Below are 24188 nucleotides of genomic sequence, written 5' to 3'. Positions count from 1 at the left end.
TTGAGTGAGATAATTCAATACGGCCCCTCACTCCTTGAGGGGTTTTTCATCACTATTACCTTAGGGATATTGTCGTTTATTATCGCAGTAGCCTTAGGATTAGGCTCCGCCCTACTATCCTTTAGCCCACTTCGATCATTACGCTTTATCTCAAAGGCCTATACGACTATTATTCGCGGTATTCCGGATATCGTTCTGATATTTCTGCTCTTCTTTGGGTTACAGACACTTCTTAATGAGTTAACGGACTTAATGGGATTAAGCCCTATTTTCCTTAATCCTTTTGTCTCAGGCATTATCACAATCGGTTTGATCTTTGGCGCCTTTATTTCAGAAACATTCCGCGGTGCCTTAATGGCCGTTCCGAAAGGGCAATTTGAGTCTTGTATTGCTTTAGGAATGTCAAAAACCCATTTTTATCGCCGAGTAATCTTCCCGCAAGCAATGCGTTTTGCCCTTCCGGGTTTGAGTAATAACTGGCTAGTGATGCTCAAAACAACAGCACTAGTCTCATTAATCGGATTACATGATCTTGTCTTTATCGCTAATAATGCAGGTAAAGCAACACGCATGACATTTGATTTCTATATGGTAACGGCGGTTGGCTTCTTAGTCCTGACGACCCTTTCGATTCTGCTCATTAAGTTTCTAGAGAGACACTACAGTACCGGTTTTACAAATGAGGTATCATCGCTATGATGGAAGATATTATTGCAGAATTACCGGATCTTCTGCCGGCTATTTGGCTAACAATAAAACTTACCGTAATTGCCTCTGTTATTGGTTTGCTTTTTGCCATTCCCTTATCAATCTTTTCACTGTCTAAGAATAAAATGATTCGCTTACCCATTGAAGCATTTAGTTACTTCTTTCGGGGAACACCGCTTTTGGTGCAAATTTACCTTATCTACTTTGGGCTCGGACAATTTGAAGCTGTGCGCAATAGTGGTTGGTTATGGGACAATATCTTAACAGATGCTTACAAATGCGCCTTAATTGCATTTACTCTCAATACTTGCGCTTATACTATTGAGATTTTTAAAGGGGCGCTTAAACATACGCCTAAAGGGGAAATTGAAGCAGGCATTGCCTTTGGGATGAATAAATTCACGCTCTTTAGACGTATTATTTTCCCTTCAGGTTTTAGACGCGCATTACCGGCTTATAGCAATGAGGTGATCTTTATGCTCCATGGCACCGCGCAGGCATCAGTCCTCACTCTAGTGGATATTCTTGGTTGGGCTCGTAAGGTTTATAGCATTACCTATTCACCTTTTATCCCATTCTTAATTGCCGCAATCGTCTATCTTATTTTGACTTTTGCATTAGTTGCGATCTTCCGCTATTGCGAACGCCGTTGGCTCTCTTATCTAAAACCCACATTTTAAGATTTTGATATTTTAAAAATAGAATGGAAATAAAGTATAGTAAATTTGGTTTAAAAAAATGGTTTGAAAACAGCTATTGTGGGGTTTTAAAAGAACATAAAACTCTTACTAACCAATGTTTGCAAGATGCCGGATAGAACAGCTTCCTTGCCTCGATCAACTGATGTGCCGGCATTTGAATAAGCTTCTTTTGAACTGATCTTACTATAAAACCGTACTAAACAACACTTGCAAGATGCCGGATAGAACAGCTTCCTTGCCTCGATCAACTGATGCGCCGGCATTTGGATAAGCTTCTTTTGAATCGATATTACTATAATAACAATGCGTATCCCTCAAATGAGATACGCATTTTTTTATCTCTCCAACTTCGCTGACCTGTATCGCCAGATATTGAAAGATGCTCAATTTGCCGGCGCAGGATTATGAAAAGAACAAGATCATTCTCCCCGGCAATGCAATCAATCTTCTTAGCTTTGACCTCTTTACCTATTAATATCTGTTAATGCCTATTAACGCATACTGATAGAAAGAGAAAAGGGAGAATAAAATCGATCTAACGAGAACTTCTGAGAAGTTGTAGCTCATCTGCGGTCAAAGGCTCATTATTTTGTAATTTCGCCAATACTTTCTTTAATGGAGATTCCCCTTTAGTGAGTTGTAAAAAGAGATCTTGCAGCTCACTCTCTTGTAAGGATTCATCAATTAAACTCTCCTGCATCGTCAATTGCCGCAACCAACCATTCCAAGGCTCTTCATCAAAGAAATGGAGAATCTGTGCAGCATTTTCAAGCGTTGGATACTCCTGAATCGCCATAATCACCTCATAGAGCCGATTTTGTTGCAGATCATCGCTCTCTAATAGAAAATGTAGCCCTTGAAGCGAGCGTGCTAGAGCTGGTTGATTTAGAATGATCACCAAAATACGTTCGACTAATGTCTGACCATTATTATAAGCTTGCCGAGTACGACTATCCCCTTGTCGACCAGCACTCACATAGCGATTTAGAAGATTCTCCGCAAGACTAGCCCTTCTGCCTAATTCTGCCCGCAAAAAATCTCGAAGCGGAATATCTCGCATGGCATTGATTTTTTCGGCGGTCATCTCTAAAAATTGTGATCGACCCTCAAAGGTATTCATATTCACCTCCCCTTCCATTGATTCAAAGAGGAATTGTGACAACGGTTCTGCGCTTTTTACGAATGACAAAAAGCCCTCTGCTCCAGCTTTTTGCACATAACTATCAGGATCTTCACCATCCGGTAGAAATAGGAAAGAGACCTCTTTACCGGCAGTCAATGCGGGGAATGATTCATTCATCGCTTTATGGGCAGCAGCTCTCCCTGCCCGATCTCCATCAAAACAGAAGACAATCCGAGAAGTATAACGAAACAGTAACTCAATCTGACGCTGGGCAATCGCTGTTCCTAAAGTTGCTACGCTATTATTGACACCATGATGGGAAAGCATAACGACATCCATATAGCCTTCAACGACAATAATCTCCTCATAGTCCCGCGCTGATTGCCGTAACTCATAGAGCCCGTACACTTCTTCGCCTTTTTTGAAGAGCACTGTTTCAGGAGAGTTAAGATACTTCGGCTCACCTTGATCGAGAATTCGTCCACCAAAACCGATTGTATCCCCTTTGCGGTTACGAATCGGGAACATAATACGATCTCGAAAACGATCATAACGACGATGTTGTTCTGACTCACTGAGTAAGCCGCCTTCAAGCATTAATTGCTCAGAGATATGATGTTTACTCAATTCAGCAAGCAGTGCATTCCAACTATCAGGGGCATAACCAATGCCATATTTTTTGGCATCATCCCCGTTTAAACCTCGTTTTTGTAGATACTCAATGGCTCGCACGCTATTCTCTTTACGCAATTGTTGCCGATAGAATGCTTCAGTCATCCTCATCACTTCTAACAAGTTTTTCTGCGCTTCTACTTTCGCCTCAGAATAACCTTCCCCTCGCTCATAAGGAATCTCAACGCCTTCAATTTGCGCTAGAACCTCCACTGCTTCCAAAAACTCAAGGCGCTCATAGCTCATTAAGAAAGTTAGAACGCTACCGCTAGCATTACAACCAAAACAGTAGTAAAACTGCTTAGTCTCACTGACGGTAAATGAGGGTGTTTTCTCATCGTGAAATGGGCAACACGCTTTGTAGTTACTCCCGGCCTTCTTTAAAGGCACACGCTGATTAATTACCGACACAATGTCCGCTCTTGCGATCAATGAATCGATAAAATCTCGTGGAATAAATCCTTTGCCTTTACTCATTTTCCCCTCATTTTCGTCCAAAACTATTCGATCTGAATACTATCAATACGATGATAGATTCTACAGATTATTCAATATTATCACACTATAAAGCGGTGAGAGATTGTCTGCAGAGCTTTCATGCTCCATCGACACTCATCACCGCTTCTATTATACCGTTATCCATCCATTATTAATGATTGGCAACTTTGTCATATTGCGCAGCTTACCGACAAATCTAATGACTATCTACTATTGATTGACAGCTTAGCTACTACAATACTCGAGATGTTAACCCGCTAAACGCGCTTTAACGATACCACTGACAGCAGACATATCTGCTCTACCTAATAATTGTGGCCGAATAGCATTCATCAATTTACCCATACCGCTCATACCCTCAACGCCTAACTCTGCAATAGCTGTATCGATAATAGCAATCACTTCCTCTTCCGTTAACTGCGCAGGAAGATACGGTAAGATATATTGTAACTGCTCTTCTTCCTTTTCAACAAGATCAGCACGCTCTGCTTTTTTGAACTGATCAATTGATTCCCGACGTTGATTTACCATACGATTTAAAATCGTCAAATACTCTTCATCTGTCAACTCATCGCCACGTTTTTGTAACTGTGCTTCTTGAATCTCCGCTAAAATAGCGCGTAATGTCGTCACTTTTTCCCGCTCTTTTGCTTTCATTGCTTCTTTAACATCACTTTGAAGACGTGTTTTCATGCTTTTCTATCCTTTTGATATGTTGTGATATTCGCGTATTAAATAATTTTATATCCATCCTATATTCATCATTGAATATAAATTTACAGATTTATAGGTATTGACTTAATACTCTCAATAAAAGAAGGGAGACCAATAGCCTCCCTCACTTGATTATTCTATTTTACACTACTTATTAACCAAATAATGCGGCAATGGCTTCTAAATCTACAACTTGATCATTCACTAGCCAAGTACCATCCTGATATTGTACATGAATATGCGCCTTCCCACCAACAAACTCAACAAGCGGGGTTTCAGCATTAATCAAGGTTGCCATCAATTGGAACTGTTGATATAACTCTTTCATCTCTTTACGCGCACTATCCATACTCACATGTTTTCCTGATGCGATTAGGATATTGCTTCCTAATTCAATTGCATAGTTTTGATCAACAGAGAGCTCAAGATCAATAGCATCGATATATTGATTCACAAATTCAAAGAATGTTAAGCCCGCAAATATCTCATCGACTTCATCAGGATTATTCATAAAATCAACTTTCGCTAATTGATCAATCAATTCACTACTTGGAGTAATATTCAAGGCATTTTGAGAACCAAAATCCGCTAACTTGCCATCTAAAGTCATTTTGATGCTACTACCATCTACAAAAACTTTCTGCAGGTAGGCATACGGATTCATTTGCTCAGCATTGAGCATATATTCATTACTGAGAGCAAGAAAATCTTGAGATAGAATCTCATTCGTAACGGGTGCAATATTAAATCCTAATTTAAAATCTCCGAACGTAACCTCTGCCTCAGAAATCGCAGGCTGAAGCGTCAAATCTTTAACAACAAAATGGTTAAAGACACCGGCTTGATCTGTTACTTTCTCAACACCCGAATCATAAGTAAATTGTGCGATATTCAACTGATTAAAACCAGCGCGAGTTACTGCTTCCGGCATTACTTCAAGCGCAATACCATTAAAAATAATTTCAGTCTTCTGATAGAGATCGCTAGGGATAATCACAGAGCTAATAGCACTATCATCTACCACTAATGACCGTAATCCTTGTGCTTCATTTTTTAAGGTGATCTTGCCAATCTGATAAGCCGCATCAAAATTATCAATCACTTTAAAATTATCAGTGAATGTAAATAATCCTTTCCCTTCTGCACCGGCAACATGTAAAGAACCACCATTTAAGGAGTCAGAGTCTAGTACAATTTCAGGATATTGTTGGGTAAATTTATATTGAAGATTTTCCCGATCGATTTGCGTTTGTTGTGCAATATCTTTAAGCACAAAAAGCGCTTCATTACTATTTGCAATCACCAAATCCGCTTTAGAGATGATTGTTGCAGCGCCCTTGCCTTCTGCATAGTTGGTAAAGACGACTTCTCCATTCTCGGTTGATGTGATATTTGTCTCTTCATCTTGTAATAAGATCGAGGTTGTTGCTTGGAAATTGCCAATATTCTCGCTCATTGCATCGGCTTCTATGCTTGTATCTATCTCTTTAACAATAAAACCATAAGATTTATCTAATAACGCTTCCGTTATTGTTTCATAATCTTGGGTAAACAATTCAATCGGTGCCGCTATGCTCATCGAGCTAGTAGCTAACAATAATGGCACCGCATACGCAAGTAATTTTTTCTTCATTAGATATCCTTAATAGTTAATAAGTTAAGTGAGACTCTTTGATTATAGGAGATATTCTAAATAGTAATCAATATAGTTGAGCATATTATCTCAGAAAAATACTATATTATTGATTCTATAACATATTTAACCTATCTTCTCTTATATTCTTCTACCTTCCATCTTGCATTCGTTGATAAGCAGTCAATACTGTATCAAAATCTGCCCCTTCTTTATGCATATTTTCACTTAAATAGCGGCGCCACAAACGACCTTTAGGTACTCCGTGAAACAAACCTAACATATGTCTCACAATATGATTTAACCGACCGCCTCTATCAATATGCGCCTCAATATACGGTTTCATGGCCATAATTACTTCATAACGACTTTTAGTTGTCTTCTCTTTTTCAGATTCTTCAGGATCTCCGTTAAAAAGAGAATCCACCTGTGATAGTTGATAAGGATCATGATAGATCGCTCGCCCAAGCATCACACTATCGACTTGTCCGATATACTGCCTCGCCTCTAAAACTGAGGGTAAACCACCATTTAAACCAATATTAAGCATCGGATAATCTCTCTTGATCTGAAAAACACGTCCGTAGTCTAGCGGAGGAATATCTCGATTTTCTCGAGGTGAAAGCCCTGAAAGCCAAGCTTTTCGAGCATGAAGAATAAATTGATCACATCCTCTTGCCGCCACTGTTTCAATGAAATGAGTTAAAAACTCATAGCTCTCTTCATCATCAATCCCGATGCGGGTTTTAATGGTTACAGGAATAGAAACCGCTTCTTGCATCGCTTGATAGCAATCAGCGACTAAACTCGGCTCTTTCATCAAGCAAGCACCAAATCGTCCTTTCTGTACTCGATCTGAAGGACAACCACAGTTAAGATTAATCTCACTATAACCATATGACTCCCCAATTTTCGCTGCAATTGCGAGATCTTTAGGATCAGATCCCCCAAGTTGTAGCGCAACAGGCCCATCTTCTTCAAAATAGAGATGACGATCTCTATCACCATAAATAATCGCCCCTGTTGTCACCATCTCACTATATAGAAGTGCAGTTTTACTCATCGTTCTATAGAAATAACGACAATGTCGATCCGTCCAATCTAACATCGGTGCGACAGAAAATGGAGGCATTTTAACCATATCTTTCATTCTTTTTAATTTTTACATTGAATCCTTACTCTAAAGTATAGGATAGTGAAGTTTACTTGAGATGGGTAAAGCAATAATAAATATTATTAATATTATAAGAATAGAGATATAAATAAACCCCTAGATTTTACAAGATCTTCGGGGTTTATCATTGAATCCTTAAAATCACTACCTGCTATCCATCAAAGACTAGCAAAGGCAAAACCTATTTATTGAGTCTTAATCCACATCTAAGAAGCTTTTTAAGCTCTCTGAACGATTAGGATGACGTAATTTACGAAGCGCTTTTGCTTCAATCTGACGAATACGCTCACGAGTCACATCAAATTGCTTACCCACTTCTTCAAGCGTGTGATCTGTATTCATATCAATACCAAATCGCATCCGTAGCACTTTCGCTTCACGAGCGGTTAATGTATCTAATACTTCGCGAGTCGCTTCATTTAAACCTTCATCTGTGGCTGACTCAATCGGAGAGATAGCATAAACATCTTCAATGAAATCACCTAAGCTTGAATCTTCATCATCCCCAACAGGTGTTTCCATAGAGACAGGCTCACGAGCGATTTTGAGCACTCGACGTACACGCTCTTCTGTTTCACCCATTGCTTCAGCGATCTCTTCAGGGGTTGCCTCACGACCAAGCTCTTGAAGAAGCTGTCTTGAAATACGGTTCAACTTATTAATTGTCTCAATCATATGCACAGGGATACGAATGGTTCGTGCCTGATCAGCAATGGAGCGAGTAATCGCTTGGCGAATCCACCAAGTCGCATAAGTTGAGAACTTATAGCCCCGGCGATATTCAAATTTATCCACTGCTTTCATCAACCCAATATTACCTTCCTGAATCAAATCGAGAAATTGTAGACCTCGGTTGGTATATTTCTTCGCGATAGAGATTACAAGACGTAAGTTTGCTTCAATCATCTCCCGTTTTGCTCGGCGTGCTTGCGCTTCCCCGATTGAGATTTGTCGATTAATCTCTTTAATCTCATAGATGGTAAGATCTGTCTCTTGCTCGATCTTCGCTAAGCGATCTTGACATTCAAAAATGTGCTTCTCATAAGTTTTAAGTTCTTCTACATACTTCGCTTTACGATTAAAGATATCCTCCGTAAAAACAGCTCTATTTGCTTCATTACGAGGGAAAACTTTTAAAAACTCTGTACGTGGCATTTTTGCTTTCGCCACACAGATATGCATAATTTTACGTTCTAACGGACGGATGCGATCAATCGTTTCACGAAGTTTATCATACATCTCTGTTTGGAATTTCGGTGCTAACTGAAACTCCATAAATTTCTCACGAAGGCTTGCTCTAACTTCTTTGATCTTATCAGATTTACTTGCAGCCCCTTCTTTCTCTTTAATCGAATTTAATTGATCTACAATTGATTGTAATTCTGCAATCTTGGTTGCTAAGATCTCAGGATCAGGACCATTGGTGTTATCTTCAACTTCAACAACCGCAACCTCTTCATCCTCATCCTCACTTTTCTCTTCATTTTCAAGATAGAAGTTAGGATCTATAAACCCTAAAACAAGATCGGTAATACGTCCTTCTTCTTTTATCGCCGCATGATAAGAGTCAATAAGGTGATAAGTTGCCGGAACATAAAGTGCAAGGGAATTAAGTGAAGAATGCAACCCCTCTTCAATGCGAATCGCAATCTGTTTCTCTTCCTCGCGAGTCAAGAGATCAACCGTTCCCATCTCACGCATATACATGCGCACAGGATCTGTCGTTCTACCAATCTCTTCATCATCAATATGAGCAAGTACTTCTGCTGCTTCTTCTACTGCATCATCACTGTCAAGAGATTCGCTCAACATTAAAGTATCTTCGTCAGGCGCTTCTTCATGCACCGAGATCCCCATGTCCTCAATCATCGCGATGATACTTTCAATCTGTTCTGGATCGACCATTCCTTTAGGTAGATGATCGTTAACCTCCGTAAAGGTAAGATATCCTTGCTCTTTACCATAAGCGATCAGCTTTTTGATTTGCTCTTTTTTAAGTTGATCTTGTTTTTTTTGATCTGAATGATTGCTCATAATTTAGAATGACATCCTTAATCTAATAAGTTCACGACTATCGTATTATTTTAATCTAAAGCAGACTATTATAACAGCTTTCCCCTATTTCTGATATAGCAAAGAAAAGAGAAACCCTGTGGTGTAATCTATCGACTACACCATTAATGGGGACAACTTTAAATTAAAACAACCTATAATTTGAATGAATTCCAATCCAAATCAAAATATCACAGGTATCACTCTAAAATATCACTTAAACTAACATCATGCTTCTCTAACATTAAACGTATCTTCTCCAGGGTCTTAGTTTGTAAATACCGCACTTGGTCTCGTGTTAATCCTAATATTTTTCCCGTTGTATCCAATGTTTTAGGGGTTCGGCCATTAATACCAAAACGATATTCAATCACCGCCCGCTCTTGAGGTTCAAGATCAAATAAAATACTCTCTAAAAGATTAACTGATTCATTCTCAATAAAAAAATCGATTATTTGTTTTCGATCAATTTGAATTGTACTAGAACTGAACGATGCAACAATCGATAATTCTGTGTTATCAAAGGAAAGAAATGCTTTTTGATAAGCAAGAAGTTCCATAATTTCATACAGACTTTGACCTGTTATTTCAGATAACTCCTTTACAGTTGGTCTTCTTTGTAACTCTTGAGATAATTGTTGCAACTCACTCATGAGTCTTTTCAACGCTTTATTAATATGAATGGGTAAACGTACGGTTCTCCCCTGATTCATTATTGCTTTTTCCATGTAGTGCCGGATCCACCACACCGCATAGGTTGAAAATCGACATCCTCTTTCGGGATCAAATTTTCGGGTTGCATGTATGAGTCCAAGATTTCCCTCAGAAATGAGATCAGATTTGTCTAGCCCTCGTTCTTCATAACGCTGAGCAATCATAATCACTAATCTTAAATTTCCTAAAATAATCTGTTTAAATGCTTCATTGTTTCCCTCTTTCGCCGCTTTTCCAAGCAACTTCTCCTCTGCTGCACTCAAGAGTTGATACTGCCCGACTTCGGAAAAATAGAGATAAAGATCATTTTCATAATCTACATATTTATTCTCTCTATTTTTCAGAATATCTTCTAGTTCATCATTCTTAATCAAAGAAGGTTCTAATGTGTCTGATATTAATGATTCATGCGGCCAGCAGTTAGGTAATGTAATATCTTCAGCACTAGCTGCTATTTGATTAGTAACTTGATCTCCTTCTGTTAGTGTAGAGTGTAATTGTCCTGTCTTTTCGTATTGAAGCGATTCAATATTGTAAAATGCTTTCGAGGGTTGCTTGCGATTCATGACGCCTCCCTAATTCTTCAGAACATCCTTGTTGGTTAGATCCTTATTAAAATTTCACCTTATAGCATAAATGCTATAAGGTTATTTTTTAATTATAAAAAAACCTCTCTAATGTATTATCAATAGAAAGGGACGAATAAGTTACTTAATAGTAACTATTATTAAAATTAATTATAGTATCAATTTAAAATATTGGTAAAATTATTTATAGAATTTTAAATAACACTAGGATTACATACCCAAATAATATCCCCCATCATCAACAGCCATTGCTCATCATGCTTTTAATACAAGACGAATAAAACCGTAAATCTAGCACCTACTAAAAAGCACTAAACTTACGGTCTATTTGAATTTTGACCCAAATCATAATTAGGTAAACAGCTTTAATCCCTATTAATCACAAACGCTTTAACGATAAGGTTTAAACCAGCTTAACCCGGCTTCAGTATTACCTTCAGGATTATATTCACAACCGACCCATCCTTTATAACCCAATTCATCTAATAGATTAAAGAGCCAAGGATAATCAATCTCTCCTTGATTCGGTTCATGACGATCCGGTACAGAGGCGATCTGGATATGCTTAATTTGATCAATATGATCTTTGAGGAAATTTGTGATATTGCCATCCACTAATTGTGCGTGGAAAAAATCATATTGCACCCCTACATTCTCTCGATCAATATCTTTCACTAATGCGAGCGATTGATATTGACTTTTAAAGAGATAATTCGGTTTCACCGGCGGGCTTAATGCTTCAATCACGACATCAATATTGTGTGGCTTGAATAGATCAGCTGCATAACGGACATTTTCAATAAAGGTTTGTCGATACGCGCCACGATCTTCCCCTTCCGGTACAACGCCTGCCATTACATGTACACGTGGACATTTGAGCACTAAGGCATATTCAAAAGCTTGATTAATCATCTCCCTTGCTTCTTTCTCTCTTCCCGGAACTGCGGTTAAACCCCACTCCCCTTTTGTAACATCACCAGAGGCTGTATTGAAAAGTGCTTGCTCTAAGCCATACTTCTCTAGAAGTTCTGCCAATTTCGCCTTATCATACTCATAAGGAAAGAGAAATTCTACCGCTTTAAAACCGGCATTCGCCGCCCGTTCAAAGCGATCAAGAAAATCAACTTCTTTAAACATCATTGATAGATTTGCTGCAAATTTAGGCATTCTATTATCCTTTGAGTTCTTCGATCTCAGCTTGGGTTAAATAACGAATGGGACTATTTTGTAAGATAAAAGAGAGCTTCGCTGCATCCTCCATCTCCTCAAGATTATCCGCTGCGATTTGTAAAGTGGAACCGGTTACTACAGGTCCATGATTAGCCAATAAAAAAGCCTTATAATCTGGCGCTAAATGCCCAAGATCCGTAGCAAGCATCTCAGCACCCGGCCGGTAATAAGGAATCACCGGCACTTCGCCAACACGCATTACTACATAAGGAGTAAAAGGCTTAATAGCATTCTTTGGATCTAAATTCTCCAAACAAGAGAGTGCCGTCAAGTAGGTACAATGTAGATGCACAATCGCTCTATGCGCAGGATTATGAATATAGATTGCCCGATGAAATACCACCTCTTTAGAGGGTTTATCACCCGATACCCACTCACCATCAATCGTCACTTTCGAGAGTTTATCGACCTCAAGTTCCCCTAAACAGGAACCTGTCGGCGTTGCAATAACCGTTTCATTATCCGAAAGTAGAATCGACAGATTCCCCGCCGATCCTGTGGCATAACCTCGATCAAAAAAGGATTTGCCAATACGCACAATCTCACTACGGGCAAATTGTTCTTCCTTTGCTAACACTGCGGGATCCACTACTTTCGGGGCTATTTTTTGCTGCTGTAGATCATTTGAGGTCATACCACAAACTCCTCTTGTGCTCGTGCAAAGAAATTTTCATCACCAAAATTCCCTGATTTAAGCGCCAATGAAATGGGTTGTTTCACCCCTTTTACCCAAGGTACACCAGGTGAAATCACAGGGCCAATATAGAAATTTTCCACCCCTAAAGTTTGCGCCACTACTCCAGACGTTTCACCGCCGGCCACAATAAACCGAGTGATAGAGCTCTCTTTTAAGGCTTCTGTCAATAATCGAAAAGTCTCTTCGACCGCGTGACTAGCCTTCTCAGCGCCATATTGTTGCTGAATTTGCTCTAACATCTTCGCATCACTCGTGGCATAGATTAAGGGCGCTAACGTCTTCCCTTTCTGCTCGTGAATCCATTGCAAAATTTCTTGAATATACTGTTTTCGATCTGTTTCATCGATTACTTTTGCAACATCAATGGCAAAATTCGGCGCTTTAGCGCTATAGCAACGCACCTGTTTATTGGTCATTGCCGAGCAAGAACCTGAGAGTACTATTGCATCGCCTTTCACAGGATACCCCGCGCTATTCGCTTGCCCCCCTGATCTTCCCGCTGTATGAGCTCTAGCTAAACCGATTGAAAGCCCTGATCCGCCAGTCACTAATTTCATCGTTTTAGTGGCTTCTCCTTGAATCACTAAATGATCCTCAGTCAAAGCGTCTAACACAATATAATTAATCCCTTCGTGAGATAATGCTTCAATACGGGCTTTCACAAAATCAACACCTTTATCTAACTCATCGCTCGTAATCAACCCTGCTTTTCCGTCGCTTTGCATCTCCATTAAGCGCTGTAAGCTACTATCTCGCATCGGATTGAGCGGATGATTTTTCATTGGGGATTCAGACAATAACTGATCTAATACAAAGAGATACCCTTTATAGACAGTCCGACCATTAACGGGTAATGCCGGCGAAATAATCGTTGTTTTTTCCCCTAACGCATCTAACAATGCATCGGTTACAGGACCAATATTTCCCTCTGCAGTACTATCAAAGGTTGAGCAATACTTAAAATAGACCTGCTCACAGCCTTTTGATTGTAACCATTTCAGCGCTTCTAAAGAGATTTGCACCGCCTCCGCTTTCGGGATAGAACGGCTCTTAAGACTGATCACAACCGCATCTGTATCGACTATTTCATCGGCTTTAGGAATCCCGTTAAACTGCATTGTGGAAAGACCATTCTCCACAAGAAAGCTCGCGATATCAGTTGCACCGGTAAAATCATCGGCAATGACACCAATTTTCATCATTGACTCCTTCTTTATTTTCAATTTATTGGATTATTGACAATATATCGTCATCACAATTTATTTCGCCTTAGGTAACTCAATACCTGAGAAGATCTTAATTACTGCACTATCATCTTCCCGGCCATAGCCTTTATTAGAGGCCTCGACAAACATATTGAGCGCTGTAGAGGCAAGCGGTAAGGGGAATTTCAACTCTTTTGCTGTATCCCGAACAAGATTTAGATCTTTTACAAAGATATCCACTGCTGATTTAGGCGAGTAATCACCATCGACCACGTGTTTCATCCGATTTTCAAACATCCAAGAATTACCAGCGGCATTGATAACAACATCATACATCACATCTAAAGGGATATTCGCTTTAGCCGCTAATGCCATTGCTTCAGCTCCGGCAGCGATATGCACACCTGCTAATAATTGATGAACAATTTTCACCGTTGAACCAAGACCAATCTCCTCGCCGATGTTATAGACTTTCGCCGCAATCGCCTCTAGCACAGGTTGTAATTGCGCAAATGTTGCCGGCTTACCTGCCGCCATTATCGTAATTTCACCACTATTAGCTTTAATTGAACCACCTGAAACGGGTGCATCTAACATTGGCAATTGAAATTCCGCTAATCCTTTCTCAATAGCTTTTGCATCTTCTGCTGAAATAGTGGCTGAAACCATCACAGGTGTATTTGCTTTAAGATATTGCGCTCCCCCATTCTCACCAAAGAGTACAGCTTTTGCTTGAGCTGCATTGACCACATAGACCAATACCGCATCTAATTCTGATGCAAACTCGCGGCAATCCTTACCCACCGCTTTAGCACCTGCCGCTTTAAGATCGGCAAGTGCAGCCTCATTAAGATCAATCCCATAAGTAGTAATGCCGGCACGAATAGCTGATTTAGCCGCACCCATTCCCATTGATCCTAATCCAATAACTGCTAATGAAAATTGTTGACTCATAATATTGATCCTTCTATTTATGATAATTGTGCTCTCCTCTGTGATCGAGGACTCTACTCGAAAAATACTCTAGAAAGCACTTTATAAAATTATGTTGTTCTGATCATCTTGCGATTTTCAATTAACCGCTCTCTAATTTTATGTTTGTTCCAATCGTTATGATCGCTATGATCATTTATGATTTTTCTATCAATGGGTACGACTCATTATTTAAATCAATGACCACACTAACCACGTCATTAAGAAACCTGAGACACCTAAGATAGTCGTTAAAACAGTCCACGTTTTAAGTCCATCTTCCACTGAAAGCCCTAAATATTTGGTCACAATCCAGAATCCTGAATCATTCACGTGTGAGAGACCTAATCCGCCAAAACACATCGCTAATGTGACTAAAACGATCTCTGTTCCACTCATTCCAATCAATGACTCTGACAGTAAGCCTGCTGTTGTTAAGATCGCAACGGTTGCCGATCCTTGAGAAGCTCGTAGTGCCAATGAGATTAAAAAGGCGGCTAACATAATGGGTAAGCCAATCGAGGTGAGAAGATCCGAGAGCGCTTTACCCACACCAGATTCCACCAAAACATTCCCAAAAACACCGCCGGCGCCCGTAACCATAATCACCACTGCGGCGGCAGGTAATGCCTCACCCATTACATCACTAATCTGCGTTAAGGTATAACTCCGGCGAATCCCTAAGAAGTAAAAGGCTAAAATCAGACCAATCATCAATGCAATTACCGGTGCGCCTAAGAAATTAAAGAATGATTTAATACTTGATTCCCCATCAATCACTGCCGAAGAAACGGTACCTAACATAATTAGAAAGATCGGTGCGATGATTAAAAAGGCGATTAGATAAGGATTAGGTGCATTTTTAGCTTTCTCTTCTAAGACTATTTCCGTCACAACTTCGCTATCATTATTCATTTGTGGTAATAGATTTTTATACTCTTTACGAGTAATCCATTTAGAAACATAGTAGCCAATAATCCCTACAAAAATACAGATGCCTAGACCGATAATGGTTAATAAGCCGATATCAGCACCGGTTAATTCAGCTGCTGAAATGGGACCTGGATGAGGTGGTACAGAAACATGCACCGTTAACATAATCCCGGCCACAGGAAGTCCAAATTTAAGAGGCGACACTTTCGCAACCCGCGCAAAACCGTAAATAATAGGCGCTAAGATAATAAATCCCACATCAAAGAATACCGGGATACCCAGGATAAATGCCGAAGCTGTAAGCGCGGGAATAGCTCGTTTAGCGCCTAAAAGACGGCTAAAATAGTTAGCTATGGATTCCGCACCCCCTGTTTTTTCGATAATTTGGCCTAGCATTGCACCTAAACCCACAATCATCGTCACAGAACCGAGTACTTTCCCCATCCCTGAAGTCATCACATTTACAACATTGTTCATGGGAATACCACTGGCTAATGCCACAATGATGCTCACCAATAAAAGCGCAACAAAAGGCTGTATTTTAAACCGAATCACCATTAGTAGAAGCCCTAAAACTCCTAAAATAGCTACCAATAATAGATATCCTTGACTCATCTCAGTTACTCCTTAACAAAATTATCGTCACCAATATCCATCAAATTTCATCATTTTTCAACATAAATAAGATAAAAAGCTGTCCTAGGTCTAACTTAATACGTTAGAATAAAGAAACTATCTCTCTTTCTTCCTTGATAAATACTAGGTTAGAATGATGCTCTTGATCTCAAAACATACAAAGGAAATAATGCCCTATGATCCCTTTAGAACGACAAAAAGCGATCTTTAATCTCATTCAGCAACATGATGTGATGAGTATTCAGGAACTTTGTAAAATTTTTGATGTCTCTTATATGACCATTTGGCGAGATATCAATCTGCTTGAAAAAGAGGGGAAAGCGATCTCTGTTTCTGGTGGAGTGAAAGCCGCAGAAAGGCTACCCTTTGAGCCATCACATGAAGTTAAAGAGGGGCTAATGTCAGATGAAAAAGAAGCCATTGCAGCGATTGCTTGTGAACATATTCCGCAAAATGCCTGTATCTATTTAGATGCCGGAACAACGGTACTTGCGCTTGCAAAACAGTTAGCTCCAAGAAATGACTTAACAATTATCACCAATGATCTTGTGATTACCAATTATCTTGTCAAACATAGTGACGCAGAATTGATCATCGCCGGCGGACGTGTACGCAAAGAGAATAATTCCACCATTGGAACGATTACCGCTAAAGCACTCAATAATTTTATTGTCGATATCGCCTTTATCTCCGCCTCTTCCTGGAACCTCCGCGGAATCTCTACCCCCGATGAAAATAAAGTCCCCGTTAAAGAGGCTGTCGCAAATATTAGTCGCCGGCGTTATCTCATCACAGATTCTTCTAAATATGGCAAAGTCGGTACTTATATCGCCCTGCCTATCGAGACTTTTGACGCTATTTTCACTGATCAAAAGCTTCCCAAAACAGCGATACAAGCGTTAAAAAAATTAGGGATTACGCTATATCAAGGGTAACTATTTTATCGGAGAATATTAGCATCTCCCAAAAAAAGGATGGGAGAATATTAATGTCTAATTATACGACTTAAAACTCCTTTTAAACTTCTCTTCTAAATATTTCCTATGCAACTACGTAAAACCTTTAAGATCTTTTGAAACGAGAAGAGTCCGCATCCATAGCATTTATATAGTGAACCATGCAATTAGGTAATCATCAATAACTCAACGTCTCGTCCAAACGAATCTAAATAGAGTTAACTGATAAAAAAATGATACACAATCAAAGAATAATTAAAATTATGGGAAGTAAAATAGAATAAAACGTTCTATAATATTAGGTTATATACGCAAAAAAATAGCAACTGGTAGATTACAAGAAGATTTCAGCGAGAACAAATAGGCATAAAGGCATAATTTTGGATCTGATACCCTCTACAATCTACTGCGATTCTACCTCATAACCCTATAGCAAGAGATGAAGCGACATGAATACTACAAGCAACAATAACACAGCATTACAAACGATTAACCCCACTGATCTTACTGCTTTTAGCAAAGGGGAAGACCCTAAAGAGAATAGTCAAGATCTCGTTCGTATTGATGAAATAAGTCAAAATATCGATATTAATCAAGCAAGTGAAGTTCTGGGCTACGGTGTTAAGCCCATGTCAGAGATCGCAAAATTTGCCGATACCCTGCTACAAGGTGTCAAAGGCAAGGATTCTGGCGTAATTGGGGATCAATTAGGTTCATTAATCTCCAAAGTTCGGGAATATGATCCATTAACAAAAGAGGATCAAAACAATAGCTTCCTTGCGAAATTACCGATTATTGGCAGCTTCTTTAGAAAAAATGCCGCTGAAAAGATCGATCATATGACACTCACTTCACAAGTAGATACGATCGCAGCGCATCTTGATCAATCTATGGTGGGATTACTTCGTGATAATGAGCGTCTTGAACAGCTCTATCTGAAAAACTTTGAGTACTATAAAGAGATTAGTCTCTTTGTCACTGCCGGCAAAAAGAAGATTGAAGAGATCAAAATGACGGAGTTACCTCGTTTACAAACACAAGCTGATGAGAGTAAAGATCTCCTTGATACCCAAAAAGTGAAAGATTTGATGGAAAATCTCAATCGCTTTGAGCGTCGTCTGCACGATCTTGAGATTTCTAAAGCGATTGCTATGCAAACAGCGCCGCAAATTCGTATTATGCAAAACAATAACCAGCAGTTAGCAGAAAAGATCCAAGGCAGTATCTTAACGACGCTTCCTGTTTGGAAAAATCAGATGGTTTTGGCACTTTCACTAGATCAACAAGGAAAAGCTGCAAAATTACAGAAAGATGTCTCTGATACCACCAATGAACTACTTCGCCGTAATGCTGAAGCGTTACAACAAAATAGTATCGCAACAGCGACCGAGATTGAACGTTCAGTCGTTGATATCGAAACCATTCGGGAAGTACAAGATCGCTTAGTCAATACCATTGAAGAGACTATGCGTATTGCGACAGAAGCTCGTCATCGCCGTGCAGAAGTGGAAGTTGAACTTGGTCAAATGGAAGATAATCTTCGTCAACGTATTGGGGCTGTTGTTGATAAATATCAGAGCTAATATATTTTAAAAGAGGCGCAAGTGATCATTGAGTTTGCGCCCTATTTTAACATCAGATCTCTCATCGTTATCAGCGATGTAGGCCAAGATCGCTCTTCATATCCCTTAGTTTCGATCCTGTTCATCGAAATCTAAGGGATCGCTTTATAAGCTTATAAGGAAGTTTCTATGCCGTTTATTGCATTTCTCATTGTTGTCTATATCGGATATCGCATTATTAGACCTTTTTTAAACAGAGCTGAAACCCCACTGACTAAAGGATTTAGTCGGGTTAAATCAACTATATTGCGTCTTATCGATCACGGCAAAGGATTTGCGTGCGGGGTTTTAGCGGAAATTTTTACGAATATTATTCCGCCAAAACTTTTAGTGGGTTCGGGGTTTACCCTTTTTAGTACTTATCTCGGCTTTGTAATGATGTTCCCGGCACGTCCTAATCGTTTTGCAACCGGTGTGGGGATTATTGCAACGATTATCACGGCCTTAAGCGGTGCTTGGCCAGTGTCTCTTTTAGTGGGTGGGTTATTTACCGCTGTCGTCGGCATTCGCGATCGGCATATTGGTAATCGCATCTTCTGGCTGACGATTCCCTTAGCGATTCTATTCCTCTATGGTGCGTTACAAGATAACCATCTGCCATTACTCTCCCTATTCCCGCTTTGGGCACTCATTGCCTTCGCCATCTTGTTGGCTTTTGGCATATTAGCACCGGAAGATATTCGCCGGAAATTTGGTTCTTACTTTATGAATAAAGAAGAGCGAGAAGCCTATTTAGAGGAAGAACAGCGTATTGCCGAAGAAGCTAAAATATTGCAACAACAAGCTGAACAACGAGCTATGGAAGAACAGATTCTACGTCAACAAAATGCCAAATATGAGTTAGTGCGCCGTCATATTGAAGTACTGACTGTGATTGAACAAGAAAATCTCGATATGCCAGGAAGCATTAAACAACACGTGGATCAAATTATTATTTATACACGGCAGATGGTTGATGCTATTGAAAAAGATGAACGTAACGTATTAAGTGCAGGTCGCTTCCTCAATACTTTTCTTCCTTCTGTACAGATGCAATTACAGATGTATCTCAAAATTTATCGCCAAGATATGAATGCGGTACGTGACATGCATGTTCAAGTCATGGATTCGATGCGTAATTTCCGTAAAGCTTTCAAAGAAGAAGCAGGACGATTGGTAGAAACAGATCTATCAGTGCTACAGACAGAGCTTAATCTCGGTAATACCCTGATGCGCAGCAAAGGATATGCAACCGATTCTGATTATTCACTCACAAGAGAAAGACCTTCAAATCAAAATCATACGGCAAATACGAGACAAATTAGCGTGAATAGCAGTGATATTGAAGCTCAAGAGCAGTTACTTCAAGAGAGCGATGCCCTTGAACATCAAATCAGAGTGGCGAACCAACTGTTAAAATCGCAAGGATTTAAGGGTAAATAAATCACGAGAAAACTAATCCACGAATATCATTTCTCACCCAATAAAAACCGATCATGCCATTCAGAGTGCAGGATCGGCTTTTTGTTAGACTATTTTTCGGAAATCTCGCTTTCTATAGTAAGATCGGTTCAAAATAAGCTCATTTAAATGCCGGCGCATCGGTTGTAATAAGTAAGGAAGCGGTTCTATCCCGCATCTTGCAAGTGTTGTTTAAAACCATTTTTCTTAAACCAAATTTACTATAAAATTTTTCCTGCAAAATCTCGCTTGCAAAATCTCCCAATCTCTTTAATAAGTCACAGTATGCCCATAGGATGTGAGAATAGTTTTAATCCGCTCTAATGTCTCCGGCGGTGGGGAGTGAACGCCCTCAAGCTTATAGGGCTCATTATAGGCTTCCCATTTATGCTTTCCAAGCTCATGATAGGGTAGTAACTCGATTTTCTCGATATTTGTCATATTCTCTGTAAACTGCCCTAGGCGATGCGCTGAATCATCATCATCTGTATAACCCGGTACAACCACATATCGAATCCAGGTACGCTGCCCTCTTTTGGCAAGATAGCGAGCAAACTCTAAAGGCCGGCGATTAGGAACCTCAACTAATTTCCGATGAACCTCATCATTGATCTGTTTTAAATCGAGCATTACAAGATCTGTAGCATCGATTAACTCATCAATAATATTATTATATTGCCGAACAAAACCATTCGTATCTAAACAGGTATTAAGACCATCAGCTTGTGCGGCTCGAAACCAATCCCGGACAAATTCTGCCTGCAATACCGCCTCACCGCCGGAAGCGGTAACACCACCGCCAGAAGCCTTCATAAAATGACGATAAGCGTGGGCTTCTTGCATCAGTTCATCTACGGTGACTAATCGTCCACCCCGTAAATTCCACGTATCACGATTATGGCAATAGAGGCAGCGTAATAGACATCCTTGAAAAAAAGCAATAAAACGAATGCCGGGACCATCGACAGTTCCGCAAGATTCAATAGAATGAATACGACCAAGTACAGACATAAAAAACTCCTTACCGCCGAAAATGAATATCTCTCATAGATCTCTCATACAGATCTCGCATCAAAATCTATCATAACAATCTACCAATATTACTTTCTCTACTGCGGATCAAAAAGAAGAGAGTCCCCAATATTTCACTATCGGGGACTCGACGATAACAAAGGTCTTTCAAATACGGGAGATATCTTAACGATTTGATTGAGAATTTTGTTTACACAATAGACTCATCTCCCTGATTGATCTCTTACCCACTACATCGTCTGTGTAAAGGTCCGAGTCACCACATCTTGCTGCTGTTCTCTGGTCAATGCATTAAACCGAACCGCATAACCCGATACCCGAATAGTAAGTTGTGGGTATTTCTCAGGGTGATCCATCGCATCGAGTAACATCTCACGATTCATCACATTTACATTCAGATGTTGTCCACCTTCAAACTCACTATCATGATGGAAATATCCATCCATCATCCCCGCAAGGTTCGCTTTACGCGCTTGATCATCTTTCCCTAAAGCATTCGGTACGATTGAGAAAGTATAAGAGATCCCATCTTTCGCATAAGCATAAGGAATCTTCGCCACAGACGTTAATGAAGCAATCGCCCCTTTCTGATCTCGACCATGCATTGGGTTTGCACCAGGGCCAAAAGGCTCACCTGCGCGGCGACCATCCGGGGTATTTCCTGTTTTCTTACCATATACCACATTGGAGGTAATGGTTAAGACAGATTGGGTAGGTACTGCATTACGATAGGTTGGCAATTTCTGAATTTTCTTCATAAAGCGCTCAACAAGATCACACGCAATATCATCCACTCGGGCATCATTGTTACCAAATTGTGGATACTCCCCTTCGATCTCAAAATCTACGGCAATGCCATCTTCATCCCGAATCGGTCTAACTTTGGCATATTTAATCGCTGAAAGTGAATCCGCCGCCACTGAAAGACCGGCAATACCACAAGCCATTGTCCGATAAACATCACGATCATGTAACGCCATCAAGGCCGCTTCATAGCTATACTTATCATGCATATAGTGAATGACATTAAGGGCTGTGACATATTGTGTCGCTAACCAATCCATAAATTGATCCATACTTGCCATTACTTTATCGTAATCCAAGATCTCATCAGTCATCGGCGCATGTTTAGGTCCTACTTGCATCTTCATCTTCTCATCCATACCACCATTGATACTGTAGAGCAGTGTTTTCGCAAGGTTGGCACGAGCACCAAAGAACTGCATCTGTTTACCCACAATCATCGGGCTCACACAGCAGGCAATCGCATAATCATCGCTACCAAAGTCCGGGCGCATTAAGTCATCATTCTCATATTGAATCGATGAAGTATCGATCGAAACTTTCGCCGCATACTCTTTAAAGCCTTGTGGGAGCTGTTCTGACCATAACACCGTTAAGTTAGGCTCAGGCGATGGCCCCATTGTGTAGAGTGTATTGAGGAAGCGGAAGGTATTTTTAGTCACTAATGTCCGTCCATCTAAGCCCATACCTGCAAGGGATTCTGTGGCCCAAATAGGATCGCCTGAGAAGAGTTCATCATATTCAGGGGTTCGTAAGAAACGCACCATCCGTAATTTCATCACTAAATGGTCAATCAGCTCCTGCGCTTCGACTTCTGTTAAGCGCCCTGCTTCAATATCCCGTTGAATGTAGATATCTAAGAATGTTGATACTCGACCAAAGGACATCGCCGCCCCATTTTGCGATTTGACTGCCGCAAGGTAAGCAAAGTAAGTCCATTGCACCGCTTCTTGTGCTGTGGTTGCAGGACCTGAGATATCAAAGCCATATTTCGCCGCCATCTCTTTCATTTGGCCAAGTGCGCGATGTTGCTCAGCGATCTCTTCCCGAAGCTGAATCGTCATCTCTAAATCTTCACCCGCTTCTAACCGAGATTGTAGTGAGGCAAATTGCTTGAATTTATCTTCCATCAAGAAATCAATGCCGTAGAGCGCAACGCGGCGATAATCCCCGATAATACGGCCTCGACCATAGGCATCAGGCAAACCTGTTAAAACCCCTGATTTACGACATTTTAGAATATCAGGAGTATAGACATCAAAAACCCCTTGATTATGGGTTTTACGGTATTCAGTGAAGATTTTTTTCAAATCAGGGTCAAGCTCACGATCATACGCTTTACAAGAGCCTTCCACCATTTTGATACCACCAAAGGGGATAATGGCACGTTTCAAAGGCGCATCAGTTTGTAAACCTACGATTTTCTCCAAATCTTCTTCGATATAACCGGCATCATGCGCAGTGATCGTAGAGGCTTTATCGGTATCAAAATCTACAGGTGCGTGGGTTTGGTTCTCGATCTTAATACCTTCGAGTACTTTCTCCCATAATTGAGTAGTTGCTGGCGTTGCTCCAGCTAAGAAAGACTCATCGCCTTCATAAGGGGTATAGTTCTTTTGAATGAAGTCACGTACATTAACGCCTTCTTGCCATTCACCTTGTTTAAAACCATCCCAAGCTTTCGCAAATTTTTCTTTTAAATCCAACATGATTTGTGTCCTTTTGATAATGGAACCAAAAATTTGTCGTGATCTTTGAGGAAAGTATCTTGCCTTAAACTCCTGTAGGTCGATATCCCTTAGCATTCCCTGTACAAGTTTCTTTACTTAGTGCCTCGTACAGTCTTGACCGCGACACCCGTCAAGAATCTCTCTTAAGTGCGTTGGTATAATTTGTTAAACTCCGCATATTACTGATACCAAAACGCTTATTTGATGCTCTCGATAGTACTGCCGATAATATAACACGAGAATACATTATCAAACTTGACCTACATTATGTTTACTTATTATAAAATAATTTTTAATATGTTATATAACCAATGTTTAATGTTTTTTATTGATAAATAGAGGGTAATAAATTTCA

General features: G+C 40.0%; 18 protein-coding genes. 5 read left to right on the top strand and 13 right to left on the bottom strand.

Annotated elements, in window-relative coordinates; genetic code table 11:
• A complete protein-coding gene (locus tag WMO13_RS02695; protein WP_270049103.1) occupies positions 1-699 on the top strand; it encodes an ABC transporter permease in 699 nt (232 codons plus the stop codon).
• On the top strand, positions 699-1388 hold the full coding sequence (locus WMO13_RS02690) for an ABC transporter permease (RefSeq protein ID WP_034855441.1): 690 nt from the start codon (positions 699-701) through the stop codon (positions 1386-1388). The genes WMO13_RS02695 and WMO13_RS02690 overlap by 1 nt, the downstream gene beginning before the upstream one ends.
• 556 nt (positions 1389-1944) lie before the next feature.
• Here WMO13_RS02690 and dnaG read toward each other — a convergent pair.
• The 11 genes from dnaG to WMO13_RS02635 form a co-directional block, all read right to left on the bottom strand.
• Positions 1945-3681 (bottom strand): DNA primase, encoded by a 1737-nt coding sequence (gene dnaG, locus WMO13_RS02685; RefSeq protein WP_026878566.1) that lies wholly within the window; start codon positions 3679-3681, stop codon positions 1945-1947.
• Between the two features lie 270 nt (positions 3682-3951).
• Entirely contained in the window at positions 3952-4395 is a 444-nt protein-coding gene (locus WMO13_RS02680) for a GatB/YqeY domain-containing protein (protein ID WP_026878567.1), read from the bottom strand.
• 175 nt (positions 4396-4570) lie between these two features.
• Positions 4571-6049: a hypothetical protein gene (locus tag WMO13_RS02675; protein ID WP_026878568.1), complete on the bottom strand. Its 1479-nt coding sequence runs from the start codon at positions 6047-6049 to the stop codon at positions 4571-4573.
• A gap of 151 nt (positions 6050-6200) precedes the next feature.
• Positions 6201-7190, bottom strand: coding sequence for a tRNA dihydrouridine(20/20a) synthase DusA (gene dusA, locus WMO13_RS02670; RefSeq protein WP_034855443.1), 990 nt, complete (start codon positions 7188-7190; stop codon positions 6201-6203).
• Between the two features lie 228 nt (positions 7191-7418).
• Positions 7419-9257 carry an RNA polymerase sigma factor RpoD gene (gene rpoD / locus WMO13_RS02665; protein ID WP_026878570.1) on the bottom strand — a complete coding sequence of 613 codons (1839 nt, stop codon included), beginning with the start codon at positions 9255-9257 and terminating at the stop codon, positions 7419-7421.
• Between the two features lie 218 nt (positions 9258-9475).
• Positions 9476-10555 (bottom strand): sigma-70 family RNA polymerase sigma factor, encoded by a 1080-nt coding sequence (locus WMO13_RS02660; protein ID WP_051396140.1) that lies wholly within the window; start codon positions 10553-10555, stop codon positions 9476-9478.
• 411 nt (positions 10556-10966) lie between these two features.
• Entirely contained in the window at positions 10967-11743 is a 777-nt protein-coding gene (gene otnI, locus WMO13_RS02655; protein ID WP_026878571.1) for a 2-oxo-tetronate isomerase, read from the bottom strand.
• Positions 11744-11747: 4 nt separating this feature from the next.
• A complete protein-coding gene (locus WMO13_RS02650) occupies positions 11748-12440 on the bottom strand; it encodes an aldolase (protein WP_084331439.1) in 693 nt (230 codons plus the stop codon).
• Entirely contained in the window at positions 12437-13705 is a 1269-nt protein-coding gene (otnK, locus tag WMO13_RS02645; RefSeq protein ID WP_084331440.1) for a 3-oxo-tetronate kinase, read from the bottom strand. Before otnK ends, WMO13_RS02650 begins: the two co-directional genes overlap by 4 nt.
• A gap of 57 nt (positions 13706-13762) precedes the next feature.
• A complete protein-coding gene (gene ltnD / locus WMO13_RS02640) occupies positions 13763-14662 on the bottom strand; it encodes an L-threonate dehydrogenase (protein ID WP_026878574.1) in 900 nt (299 codons plus the stop codon).
• 210 nt (positions 14663-14872) lie between these two features.
• Entirely contained in the window at positions 14873-16228 is a 1356-nt protein-coding gene (locus WMO13_RS02635) for a GntP family transporter (protein WP_026878575.1), read from the bottom strand.
• A gap of 197 nt (positions 16229-16425) precedes the next feature.
• Here WMO13_RS02635 and WMO13_RS02630 point away from each other — a divergent pair, with 197 nt between their 5' ends.
• The 3 genes from WMO13_RS02630 to WMO13_RS02620 all read left to right on the top strand — a co-directional run bounded on the left by WMO13_RS02630 (position 16426) and on the right by WMO13_RS02620 (position 20249).
• A complete protein-coding gene (locus WMO13_RS02630; protein ID WP_026878576.1) occupies positions 16426-17184 on the top strand; it encodes a DeoR/GlpR family DNA-binding transcription regulator in 759 nt (252 codons plus the stop codon).
• A gap of 470 nt (positions 17185-17654) precedes the next feature.
• On the top strand, positions 17655-18788 hold the full coding sequence (locus WMO13_RS02625; protein ID WP_026878577.1) for a toxic anion resistance protein: 1134 nt from the start codon (positions 17655-17657) through the stop codon (positions 18786-18788).
• A gap of 168 nt (positions 18789-18956) precedes the next feature.
• On the top strand, positions 18957-20249 hold the full coding sequence (locus WMO13_RS02620) for a hypothetical protein (RefSeq protein WP_026878578.1): 1293 nt from the start codon (positions 18957-18959) through the stop codon (positions 20247-20249).
• A 288-nt stretch (positions 20250-20537) separates the two neighbouring features.
• Here the strand turns inward: WMO13_RS02620 and pflA are convergent, their stop codons facing one another.
• A complete protein-coding gene (gene pflA / locus WMO13_RS02615) occupies positions 20538-21278 on the bottom strand; it encodes a pyruvate formate lyase 1-activating protein (protein WP_026878579.1) in 741 nt (246 codons plus the stop codon).
• 251 nt (positions 21279-21529) lie between these two features.
• The gene (pflB, locus tag WMO13_RS02610) at positions 21530-23812 is read right to left on the bottom strand and encodes a formate C-acetyltransferase (RefSeq protein WP_026878580.1); all 2283 of its coding nucleotides are present in this window, start codon (positions 23810-23812) and stop codon (positions 21530-21532) included.
• Between the last annotated feature and the right edge of the window lie 376 nt (positions 23813-24188).

The sequence above is a fragment of the Ignatzschineria larvae DSM 13226 genome (genome assembly GCF_038500265.1).
In the GTDB taxonomy this organism is placed as follows: domain Bacteria; phylum Pseudomonadota; class Gammaproteobacteria; order Cardiobacteriales; family Wohlfahrtiimonadaceae; genus Ignatzschineria; species Ignatzschineria larvae.
The sequence above is the reverse complement of the archived record's forward strand: the minus strand, read 5'-3'. Positions and strand labels throughout refer to the sequence as shown.

Excerpts from the sequence above, each read along its gene's own strand:
- rpoD (WP_026878570.1), bottom strand. The coding sequence starts at position 9,257 with ATGAGCAATCATTCAGATCAAAAAAAACAAGATCAACTTAAAAAAGAG.
- pflA (WP_026878579.1), bottom strand. The coding sequence starts at position 21,278 with ATGTCTGTACTTGGTCGTATTCATTCTATTGAATCTTGCGGAACTGTC.
- WMO13_RS02630 (WP_026878576.1), top strand. The coding sequence starts at position 16,426 with ATGATCCCTTTAGAACGACAAAAAGCGATCTTTAATCTCATTCAGCAA.
- WMO13_RS02675 (WP_026878568.1), bottom strand. The coding sequence starts at position 6,049 with ATGAAGAAAAAATTACTTGCGTATGCGGTGCCATTATTGTTAGCTACT.
- WMO13_RS02690 (WP_034855441.1), top strand. The coding sequence starts at position 699 with ATGGAAGATATTATTGCAGAATTACCGGATCTTCTGCCGGCTATTTGG.
- WMO13_RS02680 (WP_026878567.1), bottom strand. The coding sequence starts at position 4,395 with ATGAAAACACGTCTTCAAAGTGATGTTAAAGAAGCAATGAAAGCAAAA.
- WMO13_RS02625 (WP_026878577.1), top strand. The coding sequence starts at position 17,655 with ATGAATACTACAAGCAACAATAACACAGCATTACAAACGATTAACCCC.
- otnI (WP_026878571.1), bottom strand. The coding sequence starts at position 11,743 with ATGCCTAAATTTGCAGCAAATCTATCAATGATGTTTAAAGAAGTTGAT.
- WMO13_RS02660 (WP_051396140.1), bottom strand. The coding sequence starts at position 10,555 with ATGAATCGCAAGCAACCCTCGAAAGCATTTTACAATATTGAATCGCTT.
- dnaG (WP_026878566.1), bottom strand. The coding sequence starts at position 3,681 with ATGAGTAAAGGCAAAGGATTTATTCCACGAGATTTTATCGATTCATTG.
- ltnD (WP_026878574.1), bottom strand. The coding sequence starts at position 14,662 with ATGAGTCAACAATTTTCATTAGCAGTTATTGGATTAGGATCAATGGGA.
- pflB (WP_026878580.1), bottom strand. The coding sequence starts at position 23,812 with ATGTTGGATTTAAAAGAAAAATTTGCGAAAGCTTGGGATGGTTTTAAA.
- otnK (WP_084331440.1), bottom strand. The coding sequence starts at position 13,705 with ATGATGAAAATTGGTGTCATTGCCGATGATTTTACCGGTGCAACTGAT.
- WMO13_RS02650 (WP_084331439.1), bottom strand. The coding sequence starts at position 12,440 with ATGACCTCAAATGATCTACAGCAGCAAAAAATAGCCCCGAAAGTAGTG.
- WMO13_RS02620 (WP_026878578.1), top strand. The coding sequence starts at position 18,957 with ATGCCGTTTATTGCATTTCTCATTGTTGTCTATATCGGATATCGCATT.
- WMO13_RS02635 (WP_026878575.1), bottom strand. The coding sequence starts at position 16,228 with ATGAGTCAAGGATATCTATTATTGGTAGCTATTTTAGGAGTTTTAGGG.
- dusA (WP_034855443.1), bottom strand. The coding sequence starts at position 7,190 with ATGGTTAAAATGCCTCCATTTTCTGTCGCACCGATGTTAGATTGGACG.